29 protein-coding genes are annotated in these 26,529 nt (G+C 65.1%); 18 read left to right on the plus strand and 11 right to left on the minus strand.

The genetic code is table 11. The annotated features are described in order from the left end of the window. Positions 1-82 precede the first annotated feature (82 nt). Positions 83-1,075, plus strand: coding sequence for an alpha/beta fold hydrolase (locus ABIE40_RS04860; protein WP_354540967.1), 993 nt, complete (start codon positions 83-85; stop codon positions 1,073-1,075). 3 nt (positions 1,076-1,078) lie between these two features. On the opposite strand, the gene cax is transcribed toward ABIE40_RS04860, so the two are convergent. Next, complete coding sequence (gene cax / locus ABIE40_RS04865) at positions 1,079-2,230, minus strand: calcium/proton exchanger (protein WP_199626452.1); 1,152 nt, start codon at positions 2,228-2,230, stop codon at positions 1,079-1,081. Between the two features lie 163 nt (positions 2,231-2,393). On the opposite strand from cax, the gene ABIE40_RS04870 reads away from it, so the two are divergent. Next, on the plus strand, positions 2,394-2,852 hold the full coding sequence (locus ABIE40_RS04870; RefSeq protein WP_130278770.1) for a potassium channel family protein: 459 nt from the start codon (positions 2,394-2,396) through the stop codon (positions 2,850-2,852). A 35-nt stretch (positions 2,853-2,887) separates the two neighbouring features. Here ABIE40_RS04870 and ABIE40_RS04875 read toward each other — a convergent pair whose 3' ends face one another. Further along, the gene (locus ABIE40_RS04875) at positions 2,888-3,298 is read right to left on the minus strand and encodes a universal stress protein (RefSeq protein ID WP_112719193.1); all 411 of its coding nucleotides are present in this window, start codon (positions 3,296-3,298) and stop codon (positions 2,888-2,890) included. A 281-nt stretch (positions 3,299-3,579) separates the two neighbouring features. Here ABIE40_RS04875 and ABIE40_RS04880 point away from each other — a divergent pair, with 281 nt between their 5' ends. Continuing rightward, positions 3,580-4,440, plus strand: coding sequence for a VOC family protein (locus ABIE40_RS04880; RefSeq protein WP_354540969.1), 861 nt, complete (start codon positions 3,580-3,582; stop codon positions 4,438-4,440). An 18-nt stretch (positions 4,441-4,458) separates the two neighbouring features. Here ABIE40_RS04880 and ABIE40_RS04885 read toward each other — a convergent pair whose 3' ends face one another. Beyond that, the gene (locus ABIE40_RS04885) at positions 4,459-4,947 is read right to left on the minus strand and encodes an HIT family protein (RefSeq protein WP_199626454.1); all 489 of its coding nucleotides are present in this window, start codon (positions 4,945-4,947) and stop codon (positions 4,459-4,461) included. Positions 4,948-5,086: 139 nt separating this feature from the next. Between ABIE40_RS04885 and ABIE40_RS04890 the strand changes: the two genes are divergently transcribed. Next, positions 5,087-5,353, plus strand: a complete 267-nt coding sequence (locus tag ABIE40_RS04890) for a DUF2277 domain-containing protein (RefSeq protein WP_112719191.1) — start codon at positions 5,087-5,089, stop codon at positions 5,351-5,353. 124 nt (positions 5,354-5,477) lie between these two features. Continuing rightward, positions 5,478-6,818 carry an NAD(P)/FAD-dependent oxidoreductase gene (locus ABIE40_RS04895; protein WP_199626455.1) on the plus strand — a complete coding sequence of 447 codons (1,341 nt, stop codon included), beginning with the start codon at positions 5,478-5,480 and terminating at the stop codon, positions 6,816-6,818. On the opposite strand, the gene ABIE40_RS04900 is transcribed toward ABIE40_RS04895, so the two are convergent. After that, positions 6,819-7,313 carry a GNAT family N-acetyltransferase gene (locus ABIE40_RS04900; protein ID WP_199626456.1) on the minus strand — a complete coding sequence of 165 codons (495 nt, stop codon included), beginning with the start codon at positions 7,311-7,313 and terminating at the stop codon, positions 6,819-6,821. It abuts the gene before it with no gap. 56 nt (positions 7,314-7,369) lie between these two features. Continuing rightward, complete coding sequence (locus ABIE40_RS04905) at positions 7,370-8,299, minus strand: AraC family transcriptional regulator (RefSeq protein WP_199626457.1); 930 nt, start codon at positions 8,297-8,299, stop codon at positions 7,370-7,372. A 97-nt stretch (positions 8,300-8,396) separates the two neighbouring features. Between ABIE40_RS04905 and ABIE40_RS04910 the strand changes: the two genes are divergently transcribed. Then, positions 8,397-9,392 (plus strand): aldo/keto reductase, encoded by a 996-nt coding sequence (locus ABIE40_RS04910; RefSeq protein WP_199626458.1) that lies wholly within the window; start codon positions 8,397-8,399, stop codon positions 9,390-9,392. Here ABIE40_RS04910 and ABIE40_RS04915 read toward each other — a convergent pair. Next, positions 9,376-10,311: a LysR family transcriptional regulator gene (locus ABIE40_RS04915; RefSeq protein ID WP_199626459.1), complete on the minus strand. Its 936-nt coding sequence runs from the start codon at positions 10,309-10,311 to the stop codon at positions 9,376-9,378. The genes ABIE40_RS04910 and ABIE40_RS04915 overlap by 17 nt on opposite strands. A 154-nt stretch (positions 10,312-10,465) precedes the next feature. On the opposite strand from ABIE40_RS04915, the gene ABIE40_RS04920 reads away from it, so the two are divergent. Further along, positions 10,466-11,971 carry an MFS transporter gene (locus tag ABIE40_RS04920; RefSeq protein ID WP_199626460.1) on the plus strand — a complete coding sequence of 502 codons (1,506 nt, stop codon included), beginning with the start codon at positions 10,466-10,468 and terminating at the stop codon, positions 11,969-11,971. Positions 11,972-11,974: 3 nt separating this feature from the next. On the opposite strand, the gene ABIE40_RS04925 is transcribed toward ABIE40_RS04920, so the two are convergent. After that, positions 11,975-13,138, minus strand: coding sequence for an MFS transporter (locus ABIE40_RS04925; protein WP_199626461.1), 1,164 nt, complete (start codon positions 13,136-13,138; stop codon positions 11,975-11,977). Between the two features lie 82 nt (positions 13,139-13,220). On the opposite strand from ABIE40_RS04925, the gene pdxR reads away from it, so the two are divergent. Beyond that, a complete protein-coding gene (pdxR, locus tag ABIE40_RS04930) occupies positions 13,221-14,747 on the plus strand; it encodes a MocR-like pyridoxine biosynthesis transcription factor PdxR (RefSeq protein ID WP_199626462.1) in 1,527 nt (508 codons plus the stop codon). A gap of 98 nt (positions 14,748-14,845) precedes the next feature. Here pdxR and ABIE40_RS04935 read toward each other — a convergent pair whose 3' ends face one another. Beyond that, positions 14,846-15,232 (minus strand): DUF1236 domain-containing protein, encoded by a 387-nt coding sequence (locus ABIE40_RS04935; protein WP_162708749.1) that lies wholly within the window; start codon positions 15,230-15,232, stop codon positions 14,846-14,848. Between the two features lie 271 nt (positions 15,233-15,503). Between ABIE40_RS04935 and ABIE40_RS04940 the strand changes: the two genes are divergently transcribed. From ABIE40_RS04940 to ABIE40_RS04950, 3 genes are all read left to right on the plus strand, one after another. Then, positions 15,504-15,737 carry a hypothetical protein gene (locus ABIE40_RS04940; RefSeq protein WP_199626463.1) on the plus strand — a complete coding sequence of 78 codons (234 nt, stop codon included), beginning with the start codon at positions 15,504-15,506 and terminating at the stop codon, positions 15,735-15,737. A gap of 150 nt (positions 15,738-15,887) precedes the next feature. Continuing rightward, positions 15,888-17,054 carry an AI-2E family transporter gene (locus ABIE40_RS04945; protein WP_130278758.1) on the plus strand — a complete coding sequence of 389 codons (1,167 nt, stop codon included), beginning with the start codon at positions 15,888-15,890 and terminating at the stop codon, positions 17,052-17,054. 7 nt (positions 17,055-17,061) lie between these two features. Next, complete coding sequence (locus ABIE40_RS04950) at positions 17,062-18,354, plus strand: NAD(P)/FAD-dependent oxidoreductase (protein WP_199626464.1); 1,293 nt, start codon at positions 17,062-17,064, stop codon at positions 18,352-18,354. 414 nt (positions 18,355-18,768) lie between these two features. Here ABIE40_RS04950 and ABIE40_RS04955 read toward each other — a convergent pair whose 3' ends face one another. Next, entirely contained in the window at positions 18,769-19,569 is an 801-nt protein-coding gene (locus ABIE40_RS04955; RefSeq protein WP_199626465.1) for a polysaccharide deacetylase family protein, read from the minus strand. Between the two features lie 211 nt (positions 19,570-19,780). Between ABIE40_RS04955 and trhA the strand changes: the two genes are divergently transcribed. Next, positions 19,781-20,443, plus strand: a complete 663-nt coding sequence (gene trhA / locus ABIE40_RS04960; protein ID WP_199626466.1) for a PAQR family membrane homeostasis protein TrhA — start codon at positions 19,781-19,783, stop codon at positions 20,441-20,443. Here the strand turns inward: trhA and ABIE40_RS04965 are convergent, their stop codons facing one another. Continuing rightward, positions 20,444-20,920, minus strand: coding sequence for a hypothetical protein (locus tag ABIE40_RS04965; RefSeq protein WP_199626467.1), 477 nt, complete (start codon positions 20,918-20,920; stop codon positions 20,444-20,446). Positions 20,921-21,047: 127 nt separating this feature from the next. Between ABIE40_RS04965 and ABIE40_RS04970 the strand changes: the two genes are divergently transcribed. Both ABIE40_RS04970 and ABIE40_RS04975 read left to right on the plus strand, forming a co-directional pair. Continuing rightward, the gene (locus tag ABIE40_RS04970; protein ID WP_199626468.1) at positions 21,048-21,554 is read left to right on the plus strand and encodes a GNAT family N-acetyltransferase; all 507 of its coding nucleotides are present in this window, start codon (positions 21,048-21,050) and stop codon (positions 21,552-21,554) included. Further along, entirely contained in the window at positions 21,551-22,060 is a 510-nt protein-coding gene (locus ABIE40_RS04975; protein ID WP_199626469.1) for a P-loop nucleotide/nucleoside kinase family protein, read from the plus strand. The genes ABIE40_RS04970 and ABIE40_RS04975 overlap by 4 nt, the downstream gene beginning before the upstream one ends. A 4-nt stretch (positions 22,061-22,064) precedes the next feature. On the opposite strand, the gene msrB is transcribed toward ABIE40_RS04975, so the two are convergent. Next, positions 22,065-22,475, minus strand: coding sequence for a peptide-methionine (R)-S-oxide reductase MsrB (msrB, locus tag ABIE40_RS04980; RefSeq protein ID WP_112719174.1), 411 nt, complete (start codon positions 22,473-22,475; stop codon positions 22,065-22,067). A gap of 187 nt (positions 22,476-22,662) precedes the next feature. Here msrB and ABIE40_RS04985 point away from each other — a divergent pair, with 187 nt between their 5' ends. The 4 genes from ABIE40_RS04985 (at position 22,663) to ABIE40_RS05000 (ending at position 26,344) form a co-directional block, all read left to right on the plus strand. Continuing rightward, the gene (locus ABIE40_RS04985) at positions 22,663-22,902 is read left to right on the plus strand and encodes a hypothetical protein (protein WP_130278748.1); all 240 of its coding nucleotides are present in this window, start codon (positions 22,663-22,665) and stop codon (positions 22,900-22,902) included. Positions 22,903-22,960: 58 nt separating this feature from the next. Continuing rightward, complete coding sequence (locus tag ABIE40_RS04990; protein ID WP_199626470.1) at positions 22,961-25,327, plus strand: putative monovalent cation/H+ antiporter subunit A; 2,367 nt, start codon at positions 22,961-22,963, stop codon at positions 25,325-25,327. Between the two features lie 220 nt (positions 25,328-25,547). Then, a complete protein-coding gene (locus ABIE40_RS04995; RefSeq protein WP_199626471.1) occupies positions 25,548-25,967 on the plus strand; it encodes a Na+/H+ antiporter subunit B in 420 nt (139 codons plus the stop codon). After that, positions 25,964-26,344 (plus strand): Na+/H+ antiporter subunit C, encoded by a 381-nt coding sequence (locus tag ABIE40_RS05000; protein ID WP_502944775.1) that lies wholly within the window; start codon positions 25,964-25,966, stop codon positions 26,342-26,344. Before ABIE40_RS04995 ends, ABIE40_RS05000 begins: the two co-directional genes overlap by 4 nt. The last annotated feature ends 185 nt before the right edge of the window (positions 26,345-26,529 follow it).

A 26,529-nucleotide genomic window follows, 5' to 3' on the forward strand; every position in this document is an offset into this window, starting at 1 on the left:
GCTGCGCCGCCAGTTTCTACTCGCCGCACCGGCCTTGGTTATCTCAGTTTCCGGCGCCAAGGCAACAAATCAGGAGCCCATCATGAACGAGCCCATCATGAACGAGACAGTCATCGAGACGAGAACGATCAGGACGGGCATCCTGGAGGCGGGCTCCGGGCCGCTCGTGCTGCTTTGCCACGGCTTTCCGGAAAGCAAGCATGCCTGGCGCCATCAGGTCGCCGCCCTTGCCAAGGCTGGCTATCGCACCGTGGCGCCGGATCTGCGCGGCTACGGCAAGACGGCCGCACCCGAACGCGTCGATCAATACACCGTCTTCCACGCCGTTGGCGATCTTATCGCGCTGATGGATGCGCTCGGCGAGGACAAGGCGGTGATCGCCGGTCACGATTGGGGCGCGACGATCGCCTGGCAGGCTGCCCTCCTGCGCCCCGACAGGTTCAAGGCCGTCATTGCGCTGAGCGTGCCGATGATGGGCCTGCCGCCGGTGCCGCCCTCGAAGATCTTTCCGCAGAATGACGGGGCGCTGTTCTACACGCTCTATTTCCAGGAGCCCGGTCTTGCCGAAGCCGAGTTCGAACGCGATCCCGCGCTGACGCTGCGCAAGATCCTCCATGCGGCGAGTGGCGAGGCGGGTCCGAGAAAGCCCGGCGACGCCACGCCCAATCCCTTCTCGATGGTCAGTCGCAACGCCGGCCTGCTCGCCGCGCTGCCCGATCCCACAGAGCTTCCCGCCTGGCTACCCTCCGCCGATTTTGAAAGACTGGTTTCGGATTTCAAGGCGTCGGGCTTCACCGGCGGCCTCAACTATTACCGCAATCTCGACCGCAACTGGGAACTCCAGCAGGCCAATGCCGGCCAGCGCGTCGCGATCCCCGCGCTGTTCATGACCGGCGAACGAGACCCCGGCCTCGCCATCCCCGGCATGGCCGAAATCATCGCCGCCATGCCCGCGCTGGTGCCGCAACTGCGTGGCTCTCACATCCTCCCCGAGGCCGGTCACTGGCTGCAGCAGGAACGCCCCGCCGAGGTGTCGGAGCGGATGATCGCCTTCCTCAAGCAGCTGGATGTCTGAATCTCAGGGAGAGGCGGGCGGCAGCAGGAACAGCGTCAGCCCGAAGACCGAATAGACGGCGAGCGCCAGCACGCCCACATACCAGGCGCCGCGTCCGCCATTCGAAAGCAGGCTCGCCGCCATCGTCGAGATGAAGATCATGGCGACGGCGCCCGGCCAGAATTCCAGCGACATCGGCTCGGGGCCGATGAAATAGCTGAGGATGACGAGGACGGGGGCGACGAAGAGGGCGATCTGCGAGGCGCTGCCGAGCGCGATGCCGACGCTGAGATCGAGCCGGTTGGCGCGCGCCGCGGAAAAGGCCGCTGCCATCTCGGCGGCAGCGCCGACCAGTGCCACGACGATGAAGCCGACAAAGGCCGGGCTCATGCCCATGCTCTCGGCAGCCGCCTGCACCGAGCCGACGAAGACCTCGCTGATCAGCGCCACGAACAGCGTCACGACGACAAGCACGGTGATGCTGGTCGAAAGCCGCCAGCCGCCATGCTCCTCCGCAGCCTCGCCGACACTGGCGAAGAGCTCGCGATGGGTCTTCAGCGAAAACAGCATGCCCATCGCATAGACGGCAATCAGGATGATCGCCAGGCCAAGGCTGAGCTGATGCAGCGTCTCCGGCTTCTGCCCGTTATTGCCGATCAGCGACGGCACCAGCACGGCGACGGTCGCCAGAAACAACAGGCAGGCCTGGAACCGGGCGCTGACGCGATTGAACTTCTGCACATGATGCTTCAATCCGCCGAGCAGGAACGAGCCGCCGAGCATGAACAGCGTATTGGTGACGATCGCGCCGGCAATCGACGCCTTGACCAGCAGATATTCGCCCGCCTGCAATGCGGCAAGCGCGATCACCAGTTCGGTGAGATTGCCGAGCGTCGCGTTCAGCAGCCCGCCGACGGCGTCACCCGTGCGCGCCGAGACTGCCTCGGTCGCCCGGCTCAGAAGTGCGGCCAGCGGCACGATCGCCAGTACCGAGAGTATGAAAAGCAGCGTATGCGCCTCGGGTGCCGCCATCTCCGTCAGGATCACCACCGGCACGAAGACGAGGAGGGCGAGCAGCGGCATGGCGCGCAGCTCGGCGATCGCGGCAGCTAGGATGCCCGAGGGCCGCGAATGTCCGCCTGTCTGCTGAACGTTCTGCACAGCCGCCTCCGCCATATTTCGAAACGTCCCACGCTACGGCGCAGGCGGCCTTCATGCATTGACCGCGATCAAGCCTCGCGATGCCGGTGGCGGATTTTCAGTCTTTGCAGGGCGGGGTGATTGATCCTCTTCAATGCAGCCTCCGGCAGAGCTGTTATCGTGAAGCGAAGGCCGCTCCATGCGGGCCGCATCCATCCCGGGAGGCACAGTGTTCGCCAAGCTTCTCCTCGCGACGGCGCTGATTGCCGCCACGGTCGCCATCCAGGCAATCTTCATGGCTGCCGGCCTCAGGGTCTTCCGGCGCATCGACCCCCATTATCTGACCCGCCACGCCACCTTGGCGACCGTCGTCTGGGTCAGCTACCTGCTGGTGCCGATCATCCTCGACATCTGCCTCTGGGCGCTGGTCTATTATCTCATCGGCGCGCTGCCGAGCTTCGAGGATGCCGTCTATTTCTCCACCACCACCTTCACCACCGTCGGCTACGGCGACATCGTCCTCGGCCAGGACTGGCGCCAGGTCTCGGTCTTCGAAGCGGTCAACGGCTGGATCATCTTCGGCTGGGCCACAGCCCTGATCATGGCCATCATTCAGCGGCTCTATTTCCAGGAGGATGGAGAAAAGGGCAGGGGGTGACTGCCCCTTTTCTCCTGTCCGGGAAGAACGGGTTCCTACCTATCCACCAGCACCGAGCATTTCGCATGCCGCACCACGCGGTCGGCGGTGGCGCCGATGAAATAGTTGGAGAAATCGGGGATATGCGAGGCGACGATGATCAGGTCGGCGCCGTGGGTTTCGGCGGCCACCAGAATGCCGTTGGCGGGCGGGCCGCGGCCGATCTCGATGCTGGCTGGGATGCCGGTCTTCAGCCGCAGGGTTTCCAGCCGCGCCCGGCCGTCCTTCATGGCGTTTTCGACGAGTTCGGCCGGAAGGTCGATCGCCACATAGGTCGGCACGTCCTCGACGACATTCAGCAGAATGATCTCGCCGCCTTCGTCGAGCAGCGTCGCCGCCTTGCGCAGCGATTTCTCGCCGCGGTCGATACTGCCGATTTCGATGGGAACGAGGATTTTCTTGTACATGATCTGCTCCGGTATGAACTGCATCCACTCTACCGGAGGATAGATAAGGCGCTCTGATACGGATCAAGCGGCGGCGCCCACTGCGTCAACAGATGTTGAACGATTTATCCGCAAAAACCCGTCTTCTGCGAACAATCGGAATGCGCCATATAGGATGCAAGTACAGCGGCCGAGGGGACCATGAGATCATGAACCGGCGAACATTCCTCGAGCTTGCCACAGGCGGCGCCTTCGCCGCCACCGCCGGTACACCTTCGCAACTGATGGCGGGAGAGAGACCGATGACATCTGAGACTTCCTACGCGCTGACGCGCCCTGCCCATGTCGGCCATTCGCATCTGGTCGTGAAGGACCTGGCCGCCGTTTCCGGCTTCTACCAGTCGATGCTCGGCCTCAAGGTGATCGAAAAGACCGCGAGCGGCGAGGTGCTTGGCGTCGCCGGCCTGCCGCTTCTGACGCTGACGACGGATAGCAACGCGCAGACCGCGCCGCGCAACGCCGCCGGCCTGTTCCACACCGCCTTCCTGATGCCCGACCGTACCGAGCTTGCCCGCTGGCTGCGCCATGCCGCGCATAACAATGTCGTGCTCGACGGCGCTTCCGACCATCTCGTCAGCGAGGCGATCTACCTCTCCGACCCCGAAGGCAACGGCATTGAGATCTATGCCGACCGCCCGCACGATGTCTGGAAGTTCCATCAGGACGGCCAGGTGGAAATGGCCACCAACCGCCTCGACCTCCAGGCGCTCTATGACAGCGCCCCTGATGATCGCTGGAACGGCATGGCCGACGGCACGGCGATCGGCCACATCCATCTGCAGGTCGGCAACATACCCGAAGCCGACGCCTTCTACCGCGACGTCCTCGGCCTGAAGATCATGGCCCGCTATCCCGGCGCCAGCTTCTTCGCCACCGGCGGTTACCACCACCACGTCGCCGCCAACATCTGGAACAGCCGCGGCGCCGGCACCCGCAGCGAAAGCATGACCGGCCTTGCCGACTACTCGCTGCACTTCAACGACAAAACCGCCCTCGGCACCGCCAAGGCCGCTCTCGACAAGCTCGAGATCAAGACCGAAGCGCGCGACGGCGGCGTGTTCCTGAGGGATCCCTGGGGGATCGGCCTGACGCTGACGGCGTGAGCGCCTCGCACCTTGCCTTCAGAACTGAAGGGTCCGGCGCAGCATAGAGATCGTCTCGGTCACAGGCGGACCCTTGATCGGCGGCGGGTCTTTGCGCTCGCAGAACTCGCGCCAGACGAAAAGCGTCAGCTCCGCGCCATCGGTCGGCGTCTCCCCCGGCCCATCCGCGAAGCGCTCGAGCACCCGGTAGCGCGCGTCGCTCCAGAATAGCTCCTCGACCCAGCCATAGATCGGGATGGCGTGAAAATGGATCGGATAGCCCGGCGAATGCCCGTAGCGGCCGATATAGACCCGCTCGGCGCCGAGGACATCGCTCAACGCTCGCTGCACCTTGGCAAAAACCATCCCCATCGCACTCAGCGCGTCGGCGGATAGGTCGCTCAGACTGTTGGTATCGGCAGTCGAACTGATCATCAGATAGCCTGGCAAGGCCGAATTGATCCGGTGGTTGACGCTCCAATCGGAAGTCCCGCCGATGAGATAGTCTGAAGGGATGGGGCTGGTCATGCCAGAGCTTAGCAGCCCGCTCCTCCAAACCGAAAGCCCATCCTGACACACCCACTCCGTTGCAATTGCCACGGATACCACTAGCTTTCCCCTTGTGCCGCGCGTCTTTCGCGGTGCCGAGACGAGGAGGATGCGGGCCATGTGCCGGAATATCAAACCGCTGTTCAATTTCGATCCGCCGGCAACAGAGGCGGAGATCCATGATGCGGCGCTGCAGTTCGTGCGCAAGCTGAGCGGCAGCAACAAGCCCTCAAAGCGTAACGAGGCGGCCTTCGAGCATGCCGTGCAATCGATCGCCAGATGCGCCGCCGAATTGCTGGAGTCGCTGGAGACCTCGCAGCCGCCGCGTGACCGCGAGGAAGAGGCAGCCAAGGCGAAAGCGCGCTCGGCGCTGCGTTTCGCCTGAGGAAAGCAATGCTCCGCAAAGATCGTTCCGGGCACTGCCAAAACGCAGCATAACCATGCTTGAACGGATGCTAACGGAAGGCTAGGGATCGGCTGACACTCCTCATGCAGCAAGATCCTCCCTGATGTTTCCCTTCTCCGAAGCCGACCCTATTAGCCACTCCAGCCCTCTCCCTGAAAGCTCGGAGGTGGTCATCGTCGGTGGCGGGGTGATCGGCGTCAGCACCGCGCTCTTCCTTGCTGCGCGCAATGTCCAGGTGACGCTTCTGGAAAAGGGCCGCATCGCCGCCGAGCAGTCGTCGCGCAACTGGGGCTGGATCCGCAAGCAGGGGCGCGATCCCGACGAGTTGCCGATCGTCATCGAAGCCTGCCGTCTGTGGCAGCAGCTTGCAGAAGAATGCGGCGAGGATATCGGCCTCCGGCAGACCGGCGTCACCTATCTGGCACGCAGCGACAAGGACATGGCGAAGTTCGCGAAATTCATGCAGATCGCCGCCGCCCATGATCTCGATACCCGCCTTCTCGATGGCGCGGAGGTTGCCTCGCGGATCGGCGGCATGGCGCGCCGCTATGCCGGTGCGATGACGACGCCGTCGGATATGCGCGCCGAACCCTGGCTCGCCGTTCCGGCGCTGGCGCGGCTTGCCGCCCGCAAGGGTGTCAGGATCATCGAAAACTGCGCCGTCAGGGCGCTCGATACCGCTGGCGGCCGCATCACCGGCGTCTGGACCGAGAGCGGCAGGATCTCCACATCGACGGTATTGGTTGCCGGCGGCGCCTGGTCGTCGCTGTTCCTGAGGAAGCATGGCGTCTCGATCCCGCAGCTCAGTGTGCGCGCCACGGTGGCCGCGACCGAACCGTTGCCGGAGTTTCATGCAGGCGCGGCGATCGAGGACGATATCGCCTTCCGGCGCCGGCAGGATGGCGGCTATACGCTGGCGCCCGGCGGAAGCAACCTTCTCTTCGTCGGCCCCGATGCCTTCCGCAACGCCACCAGATATCTCCCGGCGCTGCTCGACCATCCCTTCGGCACGCGCTATCTCCCGGCCGCCCCCGCGGGCTTTCCCGACAGCTGGTCGACGCCGCGCGACTGGACGCCCGATAGCAAGAGCCCCTTCGAGCGCATGCGCGTGCTCAACCCGGCGCCCGGAGCGTCCGATCTCGCGTCGATCAGGCGCGGCTTCACCACGCTTTTCCCGCAATTCAAAGACTTGCGCCTGAAGACGGCCTGGGCGGGGATGATCGATGCGATGCCCGACGTCGTGCCTGTCGTCGATCGCATCAGTGCCATCGACGGCCTCTTCGTCGCCACCGGCATGAGCGGCCACGGTTTCGGCATCGGCCCGGGCGTCGGCCGCGTCATGTCCGACCTGATCCAGGGCAACGACACCGGCCACAAGCTCGACCGCTTCCGCTTCGCGCGCTTCTCCGACGGCAGCCCGATAAGGCTAGGCCCGGCAATCTGATCAGAGCTCCATGACCATCTCATGCCAGGCCATGCCGCCGTGATCGGAGGCGGAGGGTCTGGTGTAGCGATAGCCCATCCTGGCATAGAGCGGCACATGCGCTTCCTTGCACATCAGGTGGATGGTCTTCTTGTCCATCGCCTTCATCCGCGCGATGAAATGCTGCATCAGCAGCTTCGAATAGCCTTTGCCCTGTTCGGCAGGATCGACGACCACGGACATGATGACGGCGTTGGGTGCCGCGGGATCATGCCCGACCAGCTCCTTGAACTCCTCGTCCGACATGACGACCTCGAAGGCGCAGCCGCTATTGATGAAACCGGCGATCTTGCCGTCCGCTTCGAGAATGACGAAGCCCTCGGGATAGAGCGCGATCCGCGTCGCGATCTTCTCCAGCGTCGCCGCCTCGTCGCCCTCATAGGCCGACGTTTCGATCTCGAAGCATCGCGCTGCATCGGCAGGGGTGGGCTGGCGGAAGGAGATTTCAGTGGGCATCGCGGCATCCATGTTTGACTGCCGCAGCCCTATCATGCGCGGATCGCCCCGTCAGCCTATTCCGCTGCCACGGCCATGGCCCGCGTGTCGTTCCGGTAGAATTTCGGGGCGCGGCCGGTGACGCGCTTGAAGGCGTTGGAGAAGGCGCTTTCGGAGGTGTAGCCGAGCGTGCGGGCGAGCGTCGCCACCTGCACGTCGTCTTCGCGCAGCGAGCGCTCGGCAAGCCGCATGCGCCATTCCGTCAGATAGGCGAGCGGCGCGATGCCGGCCACCTGCTTGAAATAGACGGCGAAGGTGGTGCGCGACATGGCGGCCGCCGCCGCGAGCTCTTCCAGCTGCCAGGCGCGGCCGGGCTCGGCATGCATCAGCCGAAGCGCCGGAGCTATACGCCGGTCGCTGACGGCGCGCAGCAGGCCGGCGGCGAGCGAACCGGCATGATCGAGATGGGCGCGCAGCAGCTGCACGAACAGCAGCTGCGCCAGCTGCGCCGAGGCGACCGAACCGCCCGGCAGGTCCGCCGTCTGCTCCGAAACGATCTGCGCCACCACCCATTGCAGCACGGCTGCCTGCGGCGATCCGGCCTTTGCGTGGATGAAGGGCGGCATGACATCGGTCAGCAGCGCGCCGCGCTCCGGATCGAGCCCCGCATGGCCGCCCATGATTTCCACGTCGGTCTCAGCGGTGAGCTCCTTGACGCGACCTTCGAAGGTGGCAAACAGCGGCTTCGCCTCGACCGGCGCCAGCGACAGATCGGTTGAGAGCACGAAATCGCGGGTGGTGACAAGGAAGGTATCGCCGGCTTCCAGCCGCACCGGCCCGGCGCCGCCCTCGACATCCAGCCAGCAGCTGCCCTTCAGCAGCGCATAGAACTTGATCTGCTGCGGCCGGAACTGCAGCGACCAGGCGCCGCCGATCTTGAAGCCGCCGGAGATGACGGATTGCGCATTGGTGAGCGTCAGTAGGTCTGAAAAGGGATCGTTCGACATTCTCGAATTTTCGCGCATGTAATCGGAATTTACAAGTATTTGAAATTCGGCCGGCCGGGCGCAGTCTCCAGGCGCAATCACGAATGGAGAATGCATCATGAGCCTCAAGAAGCGCAAACTCGGCAGCCAGGGTCTGGAAGTCTCGGAAATCGGCCTCGGCTGCATGCCGATGAGCCAGTCCTATGGTCCGGCCGATCAGGACGAGGCGATCCGCGCGCTGCACCGGTCGATCGATCTCGGCTGCACCTTCTTCGACACCGCCGAAGTCTACGGACCGCACACCAACGAAGACCTGCTCGGCCGCGCCTTCAAGGGCCGTCGCAGCGAGGTGACCATCGCCACCAAGTTCGGCTTCAAGATCGTCGACGGCAAGCAGGTGCCCGGCGAAGTGACCAGCCGTCCCGATAATATCCGCAAGGCGGTCGAGGGGTCGCTGAAGCGGCTGCAGACCGATCATATCGATCTCCTCTACCAGCACCGCGTCGACCGCACCGTGCCGATCGAGGACGTGGCGGGCACCGTCAGCGAGCTCGTCAAGGAAGGCAAGGTCAAGTATTTCGGCCTGTCGGAAGCCGGTATCGCCAACATCCGCAAGGCCCACGCGGTCTTCCCGGTGACGGCGCTGCAGAGCGAATATTCGCTGTGGGAGCGCAATCTCGAGCCGGAGATCATCCCGGTGCTGCGCGAACTTGGCATCGGCCTCGTTCCCTTCTCGCCGCTCGGCCGCGGTTTTCTCACCGGCAAGGTGATGCGCGCCGAGGAATATCCGGAAAACGATCACCGCCATAACGACCCGCGCTACCAGGGCGAAAACTTCGACGAAAACGTCAAGGCCGCCGAAGTGGTCCACGCGATCGCCCGCGACAAGCAGGCGACCCCGGCGCAGATCGCGCTCGCCTGGCTGCTGCACAAGGGCGACGACGTCGTGCCGATCCCCGGCACCAAGCGCCAGAGCTATCTGGAAGAAAATGTCGGCGCCGCCGCCATCGCGCTTACCGCCGCCGACATGAAGAGCCTCGATGCCGCGCTCGCGCCGGAAAAGGTCTCCGGCGACCGCTACGCTTCCTGGATCATGCCTACGGTCGACCGGTAACGGAAAGGCCGGGCGCTGCGGGTTCGTCGCAGCGCTCGGCAAACAGCGTGTCGATCAGGTAGTCGACCAGCACGCGAACCTTCGGCGACAGGTGCCGGTTCGACGGCCAGATGACATGGAACTGGCCGGGGCCATCGATATGGTCGCCGAGCACGCTGCGCAGCGTCCCATCGGCCAGCGGCCGCCGCGCCAGAAAATCCGGCATGCAGCCGATGCCGAGACCTGCAAGCACGGCGCCGCGCAGCGCTTCCATATTGTTGCAGGTCATCAGGCCGGGCGGCGCCAGGGCCGCGCCGCCTGCCTCCATCAGCGGCCAGTCCTGGATCTTGCCGCTGTTTGGAAAGCGGAAGCGGATGGCGAGATGACCGGGCAGATCCTGCGGCGTCTGCGGCGTGCCGTGCTTTTCGAGATAGCTTGGTGCGGCGCAGAGCAGCATCTGAAATGGCCTGAGCGCCCGCGACATCAGCCTGGAATCCTGCAAGTCGCCGCTGCGGATCGCCACGTCGACGCCTTCATCGATCAGATCGACGATCCGGTCGTTGAAATCGAGATCGAGCTCGACCTCGGGATAGCGGCGGATGAATTCCGGCAGCACCGGCAGCAGCAGATGGTAGCTGACCAGCGGCGCGCTGAGCCGCAACCGCCCACGCGGCGTCGCCACCGCTGCCGCAAGCGAGGCCTGCGCATCCTCGAGATCGTCGAGCACGCGGCGGCAGCGCTCGTGGAACAGCCGGCCTTCCTCCGTCAGCCGGATGCTGCGCGTCGAGCGCTGGAAGAGGCGCACGCCAAGCTGCTTTTCCAGCGTCGTCACCGCCTTGCCGACTGCGGATGCCGAAAGGCCGAGCACGCGGCCCGCGGCAACGAAACTGCCGAGATCGGCGGTTCTGACAAAGGCCGAAAGCCCGCTCAGCTGATCCATCTCATTTCATCCATTCGAGCGAATCTTTCCATTATGCCAGGAGAGATAGCGCGCTTATCGCATAATTGAAGCGAATTTATCCTGTTTGTGTTGCCGCCGATAGACCTCCCACCTCAAGGCGGCACGCCCTCTCTTTCGAACAGGCGGAAAGCTCATGACCAAACCTGACATGTCCAAGCGGATCCTGGCGCTCGCCGGCATCTGCTCTGCGGCCGCGGCAATGCCGCTCACCTTCACCGGCCCGGCAGTGGCGCTTCCGGCCATCGCCCATTCGCTCGGCGGCAGTCCGATCGCGCTGAACTGGGTGACCAATGCCTTCATGCTGACCTTCGGCAGCAGCCTGATGGCGGCGGGAACGCTGGCCGATACCTATGGCCGCAAGCGGCTGTTTCTCAGCGGGCTCACGGCCTTCCTGATCTTCTCCGTCATGCTCGCCTTCGCCCCCGATATCCTCTGGTTTGATCTCCTGCGGGCGTTGCAGGGGCTGGGGGCGGCCGCGACCTTCTCCAGCGGCATGGCCGCATTGGCGCAGGAATTCGAGGGTAATGCGCGGATGCGGGCCTTCAGCATCGTCGGCGCCAGCTTCGGCGTCGGCCTCGCTTTCGGGCCGATCGCCTCCGGGCTGATGGCCGAGAGTTTCGGCTGGCGGTCGATCTTTGCGCTGGTCGCGGCCCTCGGCCTGATCGCCTTCGTGCTCGGCGCAAACTTCCTGCACGAAACCCGCGATCCCGATGCCGCCGGCCTCGACTGGCCGGGCGCCGCAAGCTTCACCCTGGCGTTGGCACTCCTGACCTATGGCGTTCTTCTGGCGCCGGAGCAGGGCTGGGCGAGCCTGTCGGTTGCTGCGCTGCTTGCAGGCGCCGCAGCGCTTCTCGTCGCCTTCTGGCGGATCGAGCGCAGCGTTGCCCGCCCGATGCTCGACCTCTCGCTGTTCCGCTACCCGCGCTTCGTCGGCGTCCAGCTGCTGGCGGCCGCGCCTGCCTATGCCTTCGTGGTGCTGCTGATCCTGCTGCCGGTGCGCTTCGTCGGCATCGACGGCATGAGCGAGGTTCAGGCCGGCCAGATGATGGTCGCGCTTTCCGGACCGCTGCTGGTGCTGCCGGTCGTCGCGGGCATGCTGACCCGCTGGTTCTCGGCGGCGGTCATCTGCAGCGGCGGCCTGCTGATTTCGGCGGGCGGTCTGTTCTGGCTGTCGGCCACGCCGTCCTCCGATCCGGCGCTGCTGATCGCGCCGCTGATGATGATCGGCACCGGCATCAGCCTGCCCTGGGGCCTGATGGACGGGCTCGCCGTCAGCGTCGTGCCGAAGGAGCGGGCTGGCATGGCGACCGGCATCTTCAGCACCACGCGCGTTGCCGGCGAAGGCGTGGCGCTGGCGGTGGTCAGCGCCGTGCTCTCGGCCCTGATCGGCACAAGGCTCGGCGGCGATGGCGCCGCGGCCGCAGCCCAGCGGCTGGTGACCGGCGATCTTCGGGCCGCCGGCGCCGCAATCCCCGGCATGACCAGCGAGGCGCTTGCCGCAACCTATGCCCAGGCCTTCAGCTCGCTTTTGGTGCTGCTTGCAGGCGTCACGGTCTTCACCGCGGTCGTCGTCATCGCCTTCCTCGGCCGCCGGCCGGCGGAGACGGTAGAGGCCGCCTGCGCCAGCCCTGCGGAATAGGGCTCACGCCGCCTGCACCCGGCGCAGGCCGATGCTGGCGGCGATGGCGAGTTCGGCCAGTGCTGCGGCAAGCAGGATCGAGAGAAAGACTTCCCGGCCGAGATGGACGAGCACCCATCCGCCCACGGCCGGGAAGCCGAAGATGCCGACGAAATAGGACATCACGAACCAGGTCAGCGCCGCATGGCGATAGCGCGGCTCGGTGTTGTTGACGGCCCAGGTCTGGATCACAGAGTAGACGAGACCATAGCCGATGCCGGTCAGGATCGCCGAGACGATCTGGAAGGCCGGATGAAGGCCGACGCCGAACATCGCGGCAACGCCGAGGCACATCGAGGTCAACAGAGCCGAGGCAAGCTGCGCCTGCGGCAGGGTCGCCAGGAAGCGGGCAAGCAGCAGCCGCGCGGCAACGACGGTAACGGCATAGACGGCGAAGAAGGTTGCGGCGGTCGCACCCGTGCCCGCCACCAGCGAGGACTGGAAGGTTAGCAGGCCGGAGAACACGCAGGCGCCAAGCGCCACCATCAGGATCGGCCTGATCGAGGCGCTGCGGGCAATCACGCCGATATCCCGCACCCAGGGACGCAGCGCCGATGTTCGCTCACCGCCCGGCGCCATCGAGCCGAAGATCCAGAGCAGCAGCGACGCCGCAAGGCAGGCGGCGCCGACCAGCATGAAGGTCGCCTCGACCGAGAGACCGGCCTCGCTCAGCACCAGGTTGAGAATGACCGGACCGCCGCCGATGCCGGCCATCTGGAAGGCGCCGAAGCGGGTGAACCGGAAGCCGCGATCGGCATCGGTGACGCGCTCGGACAGCGCCATCGGCGCGCCGATATAGAACATTCCCCAGCCGAGCCCGATCAGGAAGCCGGAGACCAGCGGCAGGCCGAGACCGCCGCCCGCGGCAAAAGCGAGCAGCAGGAAGCCGAGCGCCACGGCAGCACTCGCAATGGCGCTCATCCGCGCCGCATCGATCCGCCCCGAAAGCCAGCCGACCAGCGGCACGCCGGTAAAGGTCCCGGCCATGGCGGCGGCGAGCGTCAGCCCGGTATCGACATCGCTGCCGCCATGGGCGCGGTAATAGGCCGAAAACAGGAAGGTGGCGCCATAGCCTGCCGCAGCAAGCATGGTGCCGGTGAAGAGAAAGGGTGCAGCAGACGGGCGCATTGGCATTTCCGGAGAGTGGTTGAAAGTGGTCTGATAAAAGTGAATAATCGAAGATATATCCAGAGCCACTTCGACGCCAGCCATGCAAGCCACTTCACCCCGCAAGACCAGTGCCCCGAAGGCCAGCGCCCGCACCCTGCGCCGCGAAAGCGCCGCCGCCGGCTTCCTGCCGGATATCGATCCGGCCTCCTCCGTTCCCGCAGTCCGCCAGCTCTATCTGCAACTGCGCGACGGCATCGTTGCGGGCGTGCTGCAGCCGGATCACCGGCTGCCCTCGACGCGCACGGCATCATCGGAATGGTCGCTGTCGCGCGGGCTGATCGCCGAGGCCTACGAGATGCTGATCGCTGAGGGTTATGCCGAGGGGCGGCATGGCTCCGGCACCTATGTCGCCTCCGGCCTGCCGCCGATGCCCACCGGAAGCCCCGGCACACGCGAGGCGGCCGACAACAGCGCGCGCCGCGGCATATCGACGGCAGCGCGACTGGCGATGCGCACCGATCTTGCGCCGCCCGCCCAGGTCGCCTTCGCCACCGGCCGGGTGATCCATGGCGAGCGCACCGCAGGGCTCCTGAAGCGGCTCGCCCATCGCCATATCGATTATGCCAGCGACCGCTACCGCGATCCCCAGGGCGAGCTTTCGCTGCGCCAGGCGGTTGCTGCCCATCTTGCGGCCTCGCGCGGCGTGCGCTGCGATCCCGGCCAGATCTTCATCACCTCAGGCACGCAGCAGGCGCTGGATTTCGCCATCCGCGTTCTCGTCTCGCCCGGCGAAACCGTGATGATCGAGGATCCCTGCTACCCGCCGGCGCGGCTCGCCTTCCTGCTGAACGGTGCCGCGATCACCGGCCTGCCTGTCGATGGCGAAGGCCTGATCACCGAGCATCTGTCGCTCTACGACGGCCCCGCACCGGCGGCGATCTACGTGACGCCGTCACATCAATATCCCTCCGGCTCGGCCCTGCCGCTGGCCCGGCGGCTGGAGCTTCTCGCCTTCGCGCAGGCCCGCGGCAGCTGGATCATCGAGGACGACTACGACAGCGAATTCCGCTACGAGGGCCATCCGATCGCCTCGCTGCAGGGCCTCGATGCGACGCGCCGCGTCATCTATGCCGGCACTTTCAGCAAGGCGCTGCTGCCGGGCTTCCGCGTCGGCTATCTGATCGTGCCCGACGATCTCGTCGCCGCCTTCCGCGCCGTGCGCCCGATCATCGACCGCTTCCCGGCACCGCTCCACCAGCTCGTCGTCGCCGATTTCCTGAATGAGGGCTATTTCCCCGCCCATCTGCGCCGCCTGCGCGAAAGCCACCGCGCCGCCCGCGACAATCTCGCTCTTCTCCTGAAAGACCGGCTCTCCGATCACCTGATCGCCCCGGTCCCCGAACAGGGCATCCACTACACCGTGCGAAGCACCGGCACATGGACCGATGACCGGGCGCTCGCCGAAGCGGCGCTGAAAGGCGGCGTGGTCGTCATCCCGGTCTCGCCGATGCATGTCTCCGCCTCCAGCGAGCCGCGCCTGCTGCTCGGCTTCTCCGGTTTGACGGCTGCCGAGGCGGATATCGCGACGGCGCGGCTGGCGAAGGTGTTTGCGAGCGTCGCGAAATAGCGCGCAAACGAAACAGGCGTTGACCGAAGCCAACGCCTGCATCGCGCATCCGCAGGGAGTTTTCACTCTGGAACCAGGGCGGATGCACTACTGGGATATTACTGGATGACCTGAACCACCTTGCGGGTCTGCGGCTCGACGATGACGCGCTCCTGGCCCATCACCACATAGCCGTATTTGGGGTTCTCAGGCACCGGCGTCACCACGACATCGGCGGGCAGGGCCGCGCCCACCTGGACCGGCTGCTGCACAACGACGGTCTGCTGCGGAACCGGAGCCTGCTGGACATAGGTGACGACTTCGCGCGGCGGCGGATCGATGACGCCGCCGGCAATGCCGCCGACCACAGCACCGACGCCGGCGCCGACAGGACCGCCGACGATGGCGCCCGTGGCTGCACCGCCGACCATGCCGGTGACGGCGCCGTCGGCATAGGCGGAAGCTGCGAAACACGTCATTGCTGCTGCGATAAGAACTGTTTTCATGACCAAATCTCCTTCTGTCTGGTGGGGTGGGAAAAGCCGCGGCGGCGAGTTTGTTCCGCATATCGGACTTTGGTCGGATAGGGCGCGGCGGCGGCCGGGAGAGGCGGCAGAGGTAGGACTTCGGTCCGATACCGGCGCGTTGCGAAAGCCCTATCTCATCAGCAGACCTTGTGCGCGCTGGCGACCAATCTATCGCACGACGAGGTTCGAGGGTTCGCCGTCGTCGCGCGTGGCGAACCCTCCTTTGATCTACCGAATGAAGGAGACGCGGATGGACAGGCTGGCACGCATCACCGAACTCTCGGGCGAGATCAGATCGCGGCGCCTCTTCTGCGAATTCATCGAATCCGGCGGCCGGGTGATCGCATCGGAAAGCGACGGCGCTCCCTGGACGGACGTCACCGCCGCAACCGTTGCCCGCGAATGCCGGCGCATCGAAGCGCTGGAGCGTACGCGGCGCAGGCTGATGCCGGAGGACCCGGCGCGCCATGACCGGGGCCGTTGAGGCGCCGGGCCGCGTGCTGCCGCATAGGCTGTCCACCGTCTTTCGTGGTCTCCACGCAACACCTTCGATCGCCCTGAAACCGCTGCGGAACCGAATCCGCCGCTTTGCGTTTCCGTGGCGAAGCAATGGGGTTTCCGGGGACAGATCGACATGGGCATAGCCAACGGCATCCGCAAGCAGGCAAGGAAGATCGCGATCGGCGGCTCGCACAAGAGCGCCTGGGCCGAGACGCTTTCGGCAGCCACCGAACAGATGCCGCAGGCGCCGGTTCGCCGGGTCGAGAAGGACGGCCTCGATATTTCGATGGCCTGGGCGATCATCGGCATTTTCGGCATTCTCGGGCTGGCCGCCGTTTATCAGATGTCGCTGATCCTGATACCGCTGACACTGGCGATCGTCGTCGGCATGATCCTCGGCATGCTCGCCGAGAAGCTGTCGCGCATGGGCGTGCCGCGCATCACCAATGCGGTGATCCTGTCGAGCTCCGTGGCGCTGGTCATCTTCCTGGTTTCCAATGCGCTGGCCGGGCCGGTGACGACGCTACTCAATGAAGGGCCGGCCTTCATCGAGAAGACCACCGACCGGCTGATGCCCTATCTCGAGAAGATCCGCTGGCTGCATATCACCCCCGAGACCTTCCAGAGCGGCCCGATGTCGGCCGACAAGCTGCTGGAAAACACCGGCAATGTGCTGCATCTCGTCACCGCCAACCTGACACCGGCGCTGGTGCAGGGGCTGATCTTCTTTGCCGCGCTGCTGCTCTTCCTGATCGGGCGGGTCAATCTCCGCAAGACGATCATCATGACCTTCCGCGAGCGGCCGCAGCGCCTCGCCGCGATTCGCGTCATCAGCTCGGTCGAGCAGGTGCTCGGCTTCTATTTCGCCACGGCGTCAATCATCTATGCCGGGCTCGGCGTGATCATGACGCTGATCGCATGGGCGGGCGGCCTCTCGGCGCCGGTGCTCTGGGGCTTCTTCGCCTTTCTCTCGAGCTTCATTCCCTATCTCGGCATTACCATGATGACCTTCGCGGTCGCCGTCGCCGGCATTCTCACCCATGATGGCATCGTCATCGGCCTGCTGCCGGCCGCCTGCTTCTTCGTCGTCCACCTCTTGATGGAAAACCTGATCTTCCCGGCCGTCATGGGCCGCCGCCTGGAGATCAATCCCTTCGTCGTCTTCCTCGCCATCATCTTCTGGACCTGGATGTGGGGTGCGGTCGGCGCCATGCTGGCGCTGCCGCTGTCGCTGATCGTCATGACCATCGTCGACGAGCTGTTCCTCGAAGAGCGCGTCCAGCCGCAGCTGCCGAAGTGAGGTGACGATGACCGGTGGCGTCGAATTCAATCCTGAAAGCCAGGACGCTTTGCGCAGCGGCGCCAGCCCATGGGGACGCGGCGCCCGCGGCCCGGCCTACGAACCGCTGACGCAAAGCTACAAGACCGACGCGCTGGTCATCGGCGGCGGGATCACCGGCGCGCTCGCCGCCGAACACCTGACGGCCCGCGGCCTCTCGGTGATCGTCATCGACAAGGAAGAGCCCGGCCTCGGCTCCACCGCCGCCAGCACCGCCATGCTGCAATGGGAGATCGACAGCACGCTGACCGAGCTGGAGCATTATTACGGCTTCGAGCGGGCGGCGGGCATGTACAGGCGCAGCGCCGCCGCCGTCTCCGGCCTTGCCAAGCTGATCGCCGCCCACGCGCTGCCCTGCGCTTTCCAACCGCGGCAGACACTCTATCTCGCTCAGAACCACGAGGGCGCCCGCGATCTCTTCGAGGAACGCCAGCTGCGCCGCCGCGCCGGTCTGCCGGGCGTCTATCTCGAACATTGCGACCTCTTCACCCAGTTCGAGCTCGACCGCGATGCAGGCATTCTCTCGCCGGGTTCGGCGGAGGCCGATCCGCTGCAACTCGCCTGGGGCCTGCTCGAGATCGCCATCGCCCGCGGCGCCATGCCGGTCAGCGGCACGGTCAAACGGCTGCACAGCGAGGGCGGCAAGGTCACCGCCGAGCTCGACGGTCCCTTCGTCATCGAGGCCGATACCGCCGTGCTCGCCACCGGCTATTCGATGCCCGAGATCGACATGCCGAAGTTGCACAAGGTGAGCTCCAGCTTCGCGATCGCCACCGTGCCGCAGGATCCGGCAACGCTCTGGCGCGACCGGGCGCTGATCTGGGAGGACGCCCATCCCTATCTCTACGTGCGCACCACCCCCGACCACCGGATCATCGCCGGCGGCGAGGACGACGCCACAGTCGACCCCGGCAGGCGCGATGCCGAACTGGCTGGCAAGGCAAGCATCATCCGCGACAAGCTGCAGCGCCTCTGGCCGCAGGCCAACACCGAAATCGCCACCGCCTGGTGCGGCACCTTCGGCGAAACAGCCGACGGCCTACCCCTGATCGGCCCGGTCCCCCGCCTGCCCAACGTCTACGCCGCCTACGGCTACGGCGGCAACGGCATCACCTTCTCCTTCCTCGCCGCCCAGATGATCGGGGCGATGGTGGCAGGCGTTCACCGCGACTGGTTCGATGACTACGCACTCGACCGCGACGGGCCGGGGTTCCAGGGTTTTCGGGCTGGGGAGTATGGGGTGGAGACGGTGCTGCGGTAATTCATCGCGTGGCGTTTCACCCGGGGCCACCCCCCTCTGCCCTGCCGGGCTGCCGGCGTCGAGCCACGTGTCTCTCCGCGCTCTTCGAGCCCACCACAAGGGGGGAGATCGGCTGGGGCAAGCCGCTCGCCAGGCTATTTTCGCGAACTACACCCGGCATTTGTAGGACACGGCGAGCCACCCAAAACTCCCTCATTCCTGTGCTTGTCACAGGAATCCAGCCACCGCGCGTCTGCGCGGTGAATGACTCATACCGATATGAAGAAGTCTCCCGCGCCCCAGGACTGGGGCGCACTGGATTCCTGTGACAAGCACAGGAATGAGGGAGGTTGAGGCGGCGCGCCCAGCCAATCTCCCCCCTTGTGGGGGAGATGCCCGGCAGGGCAGAGGGGGGTGCCTCAGGGCACAAAACCCTCAATTCGTCGTCTGATCATCCCCCAGATCCTCAGCATCCTGCAACCTGACAAACTCCACCCCGCGAGCCTTCAGATCGACGATCGCCTTGGCAACCCCGGCACCGGCAGCATGCGTCGGCTGGTTGATATGCGAGATCACCACATCACCATCCTTGGCCGAGCCGATGCGCTTCTCGGTCACCGCGGCCCCGAGCAGCGACCCGCCATCGCCATTCACCGAATAACCGGCGATCTTGTAGCCCATGGCGCGGATCTGGGCGATTGCCGGAAGGTCGTATTTCGCCGTCGAGCCGCGGAACCAGTGGGGCGCGGCAATCCCCGCCGCCAGCATCGCATCGGCGCCGCCCTGGACCTCCTGATGCACCGCCTCGGGCGAACCGGCCGCCGCAATGCCGTAGATCAACGCCGGCTTGTCGACCGCCGGAATATGGTTCTGCCCGTGGTTCTCGAGCTCGAACAGATCAGGGTTCTTCAGGAACACCGCCAGCGCCTCCGGATTGCGCTTCAGCCAGCGCGCCGTGACGAAGATGGTCGCCGGAATGCGCTCGGAAACCAGCGTCGAAATGATCCGCTCATCGGCCTTGCCCATGCAGGCATCGAAGGTCAGCGCCACGCGCGGACGTCCGGGAACGCCCGAGCGCACCACATGCAGCTCCGGCTCCACCAGCTTCGGCCCCTTCACCTTCGGCGCCGGCTTTGCGGCGGCTGGAGCAGCAGGCGCCGGAGCGGGAAGCTCCGCCGCAGAAGCAGCGGAAAGCGAGGCTGCAAGCAGCGCGGAAGCAAGAACAATACGGATCATGGGAGACGAGTTTCTATAATTTCGATGAAGGAATTCTATTCCGGCCGGCGAGGGATCGCGATGCGTCCTGATGCCGCTCGTATAGCGGCTGCCATCGTCGCTGTCCTGCCATATTCGCTCACCCCGAGTTTACGTCTCTAACACCTTGGTACCGGTTGCGCCGATACCCATTCGATGCCAGCATTGGCACCGACAGAAACGGGTGTGCGCAATGACCGAGTTCAACGGGATCCGCTGGGCTTATGACAAATACGAGTTGATCGCTGACGGCATCGTGCATGGCGTCGGGCTGGCGCTGGCGCTCGTCGGCGCCACGGTGCTGATCTTCTATGCCACCGTCTGGAGTTCGCATGGCGAGCTGGCCGCCGCCTGGGTCTATGGCATCGGGCTCGTCATGACGATCGGTATTTCCTTCACCTACAATGCCTGGCCTGTTTCGCGCACCAAATGGTTCCTGCGGCGGCTCGATCATTCCTCGATCTTCATCCTGATCGCCGCCACCTACACGCCCTTCCTGGAGCGCGGGTCGGATGATCCGCTGCTGTTTTCGATGCTGATCGGCATCTGGGTCGTGGCGATCGTCGGCATTCTCCTGAAATGCGTCTTTCCCGGGCGTTACGACAAGCTGGCGATCCTGCTCTATCTCGCCATGGGATGGAGCGGCGTCCTGGTGGCCGAGCCCGTCGCCTCGCGCATCCCCTTTGCCTCGATGCTGCTGATCGTCATCGGCGGCGTCATCTATTCGGCCGGCGTCATCTTCCATGTCTGGGAGAAGCTGCGCTTCCAGAATGCCATCTGGCACGGCTTCGTCGTTGCCGCCGCCGCCGTCCATTATTCGGCGGTGCTGACCTGCTTCAGCATGAGCGCGCTCTAGTCAGCGGCAGTGCGGCGGTCCCGAGAGCGTCTTGACGAGATGCGCGACGACGGGATCGTAGAGCTTCGCATCGGCCTTCGGATAATCCAGCACGAAATAGCCGCCGGCATCCTGGCAGAGCGAAACCGCGCGCACATAGAGAATGCGGTCCTTGCGCGTGCCGGAATAGCTGGCCCAGCCCTTGGCTGATTTGTCGTAGGAGATCGCCCAGCCGGCATCCTTGTCGGATTGCTTGCGCTTGGCGGTATAGGCAGCGAAATTCTCCTCGGTGAGATTGGCGCCGAAGACCAGAAGCTTCGCCTTGCCGTCCTTCGATTGCAGCGTCATGCCGTCGCCATTGTCGGCCTCGCTGACGGTGGCGAAATCGCCGGGCAGGTCGATGACATAGCCGAAGCGCGGATTGGCATAGGGCTTCCAGTCGGCGGCAAGCACAGACGAGGCGGCGAGAAGCAGCAGAAGAGCAAGGGACAGGCGCATCGGATCCTCCGGTCAGCCGCCGCAAACTAGCGCAAACCGCGCCGCCGGTCGCGGCAAATCTATCGGGTTTACATCGCCTGGGCGCCAGCGTATCGCTGCCCTATATTTTGCCGAAATGGAAGAAGACATGACCGACGCCGTCACCATCCGCGACGCCACCGAAGCCGACCTTGCCGCGATCCGCGATATCTACAACCACGCCGTCGAGCACACCACGGCGATCTGGAACGAGACGGTCGTCGATCTCGACAACCGGGTCGAGTGGCTCAGGGCGCGGCAGGCGAGGGGCTTTCCGGTTCTGGTCGCCGAGCGCAATGGCGCGATCGCCGGCTATGCCTCCTATGGCGACTGGCGCGCCTTCGACGGCTTCCGCCACACGGTCGAGCATTCCGTCTATGTCGAGAAGGATAATCAGGGCGCCGGTATCGGCAAGCTTTTGATGCAGGCGCTGATCAAGCGTGCCGGCGAAAACGGCATCCACGTGATGATCGCCGGCATCGAGGCCAACAATGCGGCGTCGATCGCCCTCCACGAAAAGCTCGGCTTCCGCAATGGCGGCACCTTCTTCGAAGTCGGCAAGAAGTTCGGCCGCTGGCTGGACCTGACCTTCATGGAACTGAGGGTGCCGAATTGACCCTCGTCGTCCTCACAGGCGCCTCGGGCGCAGGCAAGACCGCGATCTCCGATCTGATCGCCGCCGAGCACGGCGCGGACATCGACATCCGCTTCTTCGATTCGATCGGCGTGCCGCCCGTCGAGGAAATGAATGCGCTGTTCGGCTCGCCGGCCGGCTGGCAGCAGGCGATGACGGCCGAATGGATGGCGCGGCTCGCGGGAACCATGCAGCCCGGCCGCCCGGTTCTCTTCGAGGGCCAGATGCGCATCGCCTTCGTCGTCGATGCCGCTGCCGCCATGGGCCTTGCCTGCCACATCATCCTCGTCGATTGCGACGACTCGACCCGGCGCCACCGCCTGACCTCCGATCGCAACCAGCCCGAACTCGCCAATGACGACATGATGAACTGGGCCGCCTTCCTGCGCCGCGAGGCCCTAGGCGCGGGCTGCGAAATCCTCGATACGTCGAACCTGCCGATCGCCGAGGCTGCGGCGATCGTTCTCCAGCGCTTGCGCGGCAGCTGAGCTTCTACCGCCCTGCCTCGAACACCATCGCGTGCCCGTTGATGCAGTAGCGCAGCCCTGTCGGCGGTGGTCCGTCGGGGAAGACGTGGCCGAGATGGGCGTCGCAATTGGCGCAGCGGATCTCGGTGCGCACCATGCCATAGGTGGTGTCGCGGTGCTCGGTGATCGCCTCTGGCGACACGGCCTCGAAATAGCTCGGCCAGCCGCATCCGGCATCGAATTTGGTATCGGAGCGGAATAGCGGCTCGTTGCAGCAGACGCAGCTGTAGAGCCCCGTCTCGAAACTATCCCAATAAGGCCCGGTAAAGGCCCGCTCGGTGCCGTGATGGCGGGTGATGCGGTATTGCTCGGGTGTCAGCTGAGCTTTCCACTCGTCATCGGTCCTGTGAAACTTCGCAATGTCGATATCGGGCATGGGGGCTTGCTCCTTCGGCGCCAAAGAAGACAGATTTTCCGACGCCGCGAATGTGGAGCGGAAATTGGGCGGTATCAAGAGTGATGCGTCTATAGCCTGAAAGCTTTAGTCCGTTTTGCCGGTTTGCGGGCGTTGGCGCTTCTCCGGTATTCTCCTTGCAACGGGGAGTACCAGGGGGGACTTCGACGTGCTGACCATCCTCGCATTCGCAATCTACGCCGCCATCTCGGCCGCCTGTTTTCTGATCACCTTTCTGGAAGGCTGGGCGGAGCATGATCGCTATACGCCCTCCCGAATCGCCGGCCTTGCCGCCTGCATCGTCTGGCCGCTGATCCTCCTCGCGCCATTGGTGCATGCCGCTCTCGGCCCGCGCTTTGCCTGTGCACCCATCCCGAAAAGGCTTGAGGCCCGGCGCCGATTGACCTAGGTCTTGGAAACGCATCCGGTTTTCCGGATTTCCGAGGGGTTTCCATCAAGGAGAGCATATGGCCGGTGTCACGGGTCTGACATTTCTTGCCCTGTGCCTGCCGTTCATCGGCGCCCTTGCCGCACCCTTTGCCGTCAGGCTGTTCGGCGCCAATGCCGCCTGGCTTCTGGCGCTCTTTCCGCTGCTCTCCTTCCTGCATTTCCTCGGTTTTCTGCCGGAGATCGCTGCCGGCGAAGTCGCGACCGGCGGCTATGTCTGGGTGCCCAGCTACAATCTCAGCTTCTCCTGGTTTCTCGATGGCCTGTCGCTCACCTTCGCGTTGCTGATCACGGGCATAGGCACGCTGATCGTGCTCTATGCCGGGGGATACCTGAAGGGGCACAGGGATCACGGCCGCTTCTTCTCCTTCATCTTCCTGTTCATGGGGTCGATGCTGGGGCTGGTCGTCTCCGACAGCTTCCTGATGCTCTTCATCTTCTGGGAGCTGACCTCGATCACCTCCTTCCTGCTGATCGGCTTCGATCACGAGCGCGAGGCGGCGCGAAGGGCAGCGCTCCAGGCGCTCGTCGTCACCGGTGGCGGCGGGCTTTGCCTGCTCGCCGGCCTGCTGTTCATCTGGAACATAACGGGCGTCACCCAGCTGTCGCTGATCATGGAAGCGGGCGATCTGATGCGCGAGAGCCCGTTCTATCTGGCGACGCTGCTCCTCGTCCTCGGCGGCGCCTTCACCAAGTCGGCGCAGTTTCCGTTTCACTTCTGGCTGCCGAACGCCATGGAAGCGCCGACGCCGGTTTCGGCCTATCTGCATTCGGCAACCATGGTGAAGGCCGGCGTCTATCTGCTCTTGCGCCTGCATCCGCTGCTCGGCGAAACGCCCGCCTGGGAAATCCTGCTGCCCTTCTTCGGCGGCATGACGCTGGCAACCGGTGCCGCGCTCGCCATCCGCCAGACCGACCTGAAACTGAAGCTCGCCTATACGACCGTCTCCTCGCTCGGCCTGCTGGTGCTGCTCACCGGTTTCGGCTCGGAATATGCCATCGAGGCGGCGGTGCTCTATCTCGTCGCCCATTCGCTCTTCAAGGGCGCGCTATTCATGGTCGCCGGCATTCTCGATCATGAGACCGGCACGCGCGATATCACCCGGCTGAGCGGTCTCGCCTCCGCCATGCCGCTCACCTGCGCCGCCGCTCTTGCCGCCGCCTTCTCGATGGCCGGCCTGCCGCCCTTCTTCGGCTTCCTCGCCAAGGAGGAGATCTATGCGGCGCTGGCGATCGGCGACCTGCGCTCGATCGTCTTCACATCGGTCGCCGTCTTCGGCAATGCGCTGATGTTCGCGATCGCCTTCGCCGTCGGCCTGAAGCCTTTCATCGGTAAACGCTCGGAAACCCCGAAGCCGCCGCATGAGGCGCCCGTTCTCCTGTGGATCGGCCCGGCTCTGCTGGCGCTGCTCGGCTTCGTAGCCGCCATCTTCTCCAGTTCTGTCCACCGCTATATCTCGACACCGATGGCGTCGGCCGTCGAACACCGGCCGGTCGAGATCACCATTTCGCTGATGCCGCATATCGGCGTGCCGCTGCTGCTCTCGGTGCTCACCATCGCGCTCGGCATCGTCATCTACTTCCAGCTCGACCGCAGCCGCCGTCTCGCCGATGCCTTCTTCCGCGCTGCCGGTCCCGGCCCGGATACGGGTTTCGACATCTTCATCTCCGGCCTCGTGCGCCTCGCGCACCGCATTACCGGCATCTTGCAGCCCGGGCGTCTGGAAATCTATGTGACGGCGACCTTCATCCTGCTTGCCGCCATCCTGCTCGTCCCGCTCTATCTCTATGGCGAACTGCCCACCGGCATCGCCTGGCCGGATCATGTCCGGCTGCATGAATGGGCGGTGCTGTTGCTGGCAGTGATCGGCCTTGCCGCCGTGCTGACCGCCCGCGACCGGCTGACGGCGATTGCCGCGCTCGGCATCCAGGGCCTCTCGGTCGCGCTGATCTTCCTGATGTTCGGCGCTCCGGATCTCGCCTTCACGCAGTTCATGGTCGAGACGCTCGCGGTCGTCATTCTCGCCCTCGTCATGACACGGCTGCGCCTTTCGCCCACCGACCGCCGCCCGCGCGGCCAGCGGCTTCTCGATGCCACGATCGCGCTCGCCTGCGGCCTCGGCCTGACGCTGCTCCTGCTCCGCGCCACCTCCGGCCGCTTCGACACGGCGCTCTCGGATTTCTTCAACACCTATTCGAAGACCATCGCCCACGGCACCAATGTGGTGAACGTCATCATCGTCGACTTCCGCGGCACCGACACGCTCGGCGAAATCGCCGTCGTCGCCATCGCCGCGCTGGCCATCATCGCGCTGATCCGCATGCGCGCCGGCACCGAACGCAAGCTGGCGCCGCCGGATCCGAAACAACCGGGGAGGGGTACGTGATGGTGGCCTCAGTTCTTCCCTTCTCCCCTCGGGGAGAAGGTGGCCCGAAGGGCCGGATGAGGGGGCCGCACGGCAAAACCGTTACAACCCCTGCTGACCACTTCGAGCCAGCCGCCCCCTCATCCGCCCTGCCGGGCACCTACCGGGGTCGAGCCGCCGGTCTCGCCCCGTCCTTCGGACCCCCGCTGGGGAGAAGGGAAGAAAAGAGGGAGGCCCGCCCATGAACACGCTGATCTTCCGCACCATCGCCCCGTTCCTCACGGCCCTGATGCTGCTATTCTCCGTCTTCATCCTGCTGCGCGGCCATAACGAGCCGGGTGGCGGCTTCATCGGCGGGTTGATCGCAGCTTCGGCGCTCGCGATCTATGGCATCGCCAATGGTGTCCCGGCGGTGCGCCGCGCCATCCGGTTCCACCCGCTCGCCATCGCCGGAACAGGGCTCTTAATGTCGTCGGTTGCCGGCCTGATTTCGATCTTCGCTGCCGTGCCCTTCATGACCGGGCTCTGGATCTATCCTGTGATCCTCGGCATCGAGGTGCCGCTCTCCTCGGTGATGCTGTTCGATTTCGGCGTCTATTTCGTCGTGCTCGGCGCCATCACCGCCATTGCCCTGACGCTCGAGGAAAGGGAGGTGGAATGATGGAGCCGTTGCTTGCCGTTCTCTCCGGGCTGTTCTTCACCGCCGCCATCTATCTGATGCTGTCGAAATTCTCGATCCGCATCATGCTGGGGATCGCTATCCTCGGAAACGGCGTCAACCTGCTGCTGTTCACCGCGGGCCGCCTGACCCGCGAGATCCCGCCGATCATCCCGGCCGGTCTCGACACGCTGCCGCAGGGTGCTGCCAATCCGCTGCCGCAGGCGCTGATCCTGACGGCGATCGTCATCTCCTTCTCTTTCCTCGCCTTCCTGCTGGTGCTGACCTACCGCGCCTACCAGGACATCGGCACCGACAATACCGACGAGATGCGGCTTGCCGAGCCGCGCGACGAGCCGGTTCCGCCGGTGGGGTATTGATGATGGGTGTTGTGCGCGTGGTTACCCCCCTCTGCCCTGCCGGGCATCTCCCCCACAAGGGGGGAGATCGACTCGTGGCCCGCTTCTCGCCAATCATCAAAGGTGGAGCGCGCGGGCGCGCCCAGCCAATCTCCCCACCTGTGGGGGAGATGCCCGGCAGGGCAGAGGGGGGTGCCACCCCAACC

The sequence above is a fragment of the Rhizobium sp. OAE497 genome, assembly GCF_040546565.1.
In the GTDB taxonomy this organism is placed as follows: Bacteria; Pseudomonadota; Alphaproteobacteria; order Rhizobiales; family Rhizobiaceae; genus Rhizobium.

Bases quoted from the DNA above. Each gene is read 5' to 3' on its own strand.
- ABIE40_RS05000 (WP_502944775.1), top strand. From the start codon at position 25,964: ATGATGGAGCCGTTGCTTGCCGTTCTCTCCGGGCTGTTCTTCACCGCC.
- ABIE40_RS04885 (WP_199626454.1), bottom strand. From the start codon at position 4,947: ATGACCAGCCCCATCCCTTCAGACTATCTCATCGGCGGGACTTCCGAT.
- ABIE40_RS04905 (WP_199626457.1), bottom strand. From the start codon at position 8,299: ATGTCGAACGATCCCTTTTCAGACCTACTGACGCTCACCAATGCGCAA.
- ABIE40_RS04860 (WP_354540967.1), top strand. From the start codon at position 83: ATGAACGAGCCCATCATGAACGAGACAGTCATCGAGACGAGAACGATC.
- ABIE40_RS04955 (WP_199626465.1), bottom strand. From the start codon at position 19,569: ATGATCCGTATTGTTCTTGCTTCCGCGCTGCTTGCAGCCTCGCTTTCC.
- ABIE40_RS04910 (WP_199626458.1), top strand. From the start codon at position 8,397: ATGAGCCTCAAGAAGCGCAAACTCGGCAGCCAGGGTCTGGAAGTCTCG.
- ABIE40_RS04940 (WP_199626463.1), top strand. From the start codon at position 15,504: ATGGACAGGCTGGCACGCATCACCGAACTCTCGGGCGAGATCAGATCG.
- ABIE40_RS04870 (WP_130278770.1), top strand. From the start codon at position 2,394: ATGCGGGCCGCATCCATCCCGGGAGGCACAGTGTTCGCCAAGCTTCTC.
- ABIE40_RS04900 (WP_199626456.1), bottom strand. From the start codon at position 7,313: ATGCCCACTGAAATCTCCTTCCGCCAGCCCACCCCTGCCGATGCAGCG.
- ABIE40_RS04950 (WP_199626464.1), top strand. From the start codon at position 17,062: ATGACCGGTGGCGTCGAATTCAATCCTGAAAGCCAGGACGCTTTGCGC.
- ABIE40_RS04970 (WP_199626468.1), top strand. From the start codon at position 21,048: ATGACCGACGCCGTCACCATCCGCGACGCCACCGAAGCCGACCTTGCC.
- cax (WP_199626452.1), bottom strand. From the start codon at position 2,230: ATGGCGGAGGCGGCTGTGCAGAACGTTCAGCAGACAGGCGGACATTCG.
- ABIE40_RS04880 (WP_354540969.1), top strand. From the start codon at position 3,580: ATGACATCTGAGACTTCCTACGCGCTGACGCGCCCTGCCCATGTCGGC.
- ABIE40_RS04945 (WP_130278758.1), top strand. From the start codon at position 15,888: ATGGGCATAGCCAACGGCATCCGCAAGCAGGCAAGGAAGATCGCGATC.
- msrB (WP_112719174.1), bottom strand. From the start codon at position 22,475: ATGCCCGATATCGACATTGCGAAGTTTCACAGGACCGATGACGAGTGG.
- ABIE40_RS04915 (WP_199626459.1), bottom strand. From the start codon at position 10,311: ATGGATCAGCTGAGCGGGCTTTCGGCCTTTGTCAGAACCGCCGATCTC.
- ABIE40_RS04925 (WP_199626461.1), bottom strand. From the start codon at position 13,138: ATGCGCCCGTCTGCTGCACCCTTTCTCTTCACCGGCACCATGCTTGCT.
- ABIE40_RS04965 (WP_199626467.1), bottom strand. From the start codon at position 20,920: ATGCGCCTGTCCCTTGCTCTTCTGCTGCTTCTCGCCGCCTCGTCTGTG.
- ABIE40_RS04875 (WP_112719193.1), bottom strand. From the start codon at position 3,298: ATGTACAAGAAAATCCTCGTTCCCATCGAAATCGGCAGTATCGACCGC.
- ABIE40_RS04895 (WP_199626455.1), top strand. From the start codon at position 5,478: ATGTTTCCCTTCTCCGAAGCCGACCCTATTAGCCACTCCAGCCCTCTC.
- trhA (WP_199626466.1), top strand. From the start codon at position 19,781: ATGACCGAGTTCAACGGGATCCGCTGGGCTTATGACAAATACGAGTTG.
- ABIE40_RS04920 (WP_199626460.1), top strand. From the start codon at position 10,466: ATGACCAAACCTGACATGTCCAAGCGGATCCTGGCGCTCGCCGGCATC.
- ABIE40_RS04995 (WP_199626471.1), top strand. From the start codon at position 25,548: ATGAACACGCTGATCTTCCGCACCATCGCCCCGTTCCTCACGGCCCTG.
- ABIE40_RS04935 (WP_162708749.1), bottom strand. From the start codon at position 15,232: ATGAAAACAGTTCTTATCGCAGCAGCAATGACGTGTTTCGCAGCTTCC.
- ABIE40_RS04890 (WP_112719191.1), top strand. From the start codon at position 5,087: ATGTGCCGGAATATCAAACCGCTGTTCAATTTCGATCCGCCGGCAACA.
- ABIE40_RS04990 (WP_199626470.1), top strand. From the start codon at position 22,961: ATGGCCGGTGTCACGGGTCTGACATTTCTTGCCCTGTGCCTGCCGTTC.
- pdxR (WP_199626462.1), top strand. From the start codon at position 13,221: ATGCAAGCCACTTCACCCCGCAAGACCAGTGCCCCGAAGGCCAGCGCC.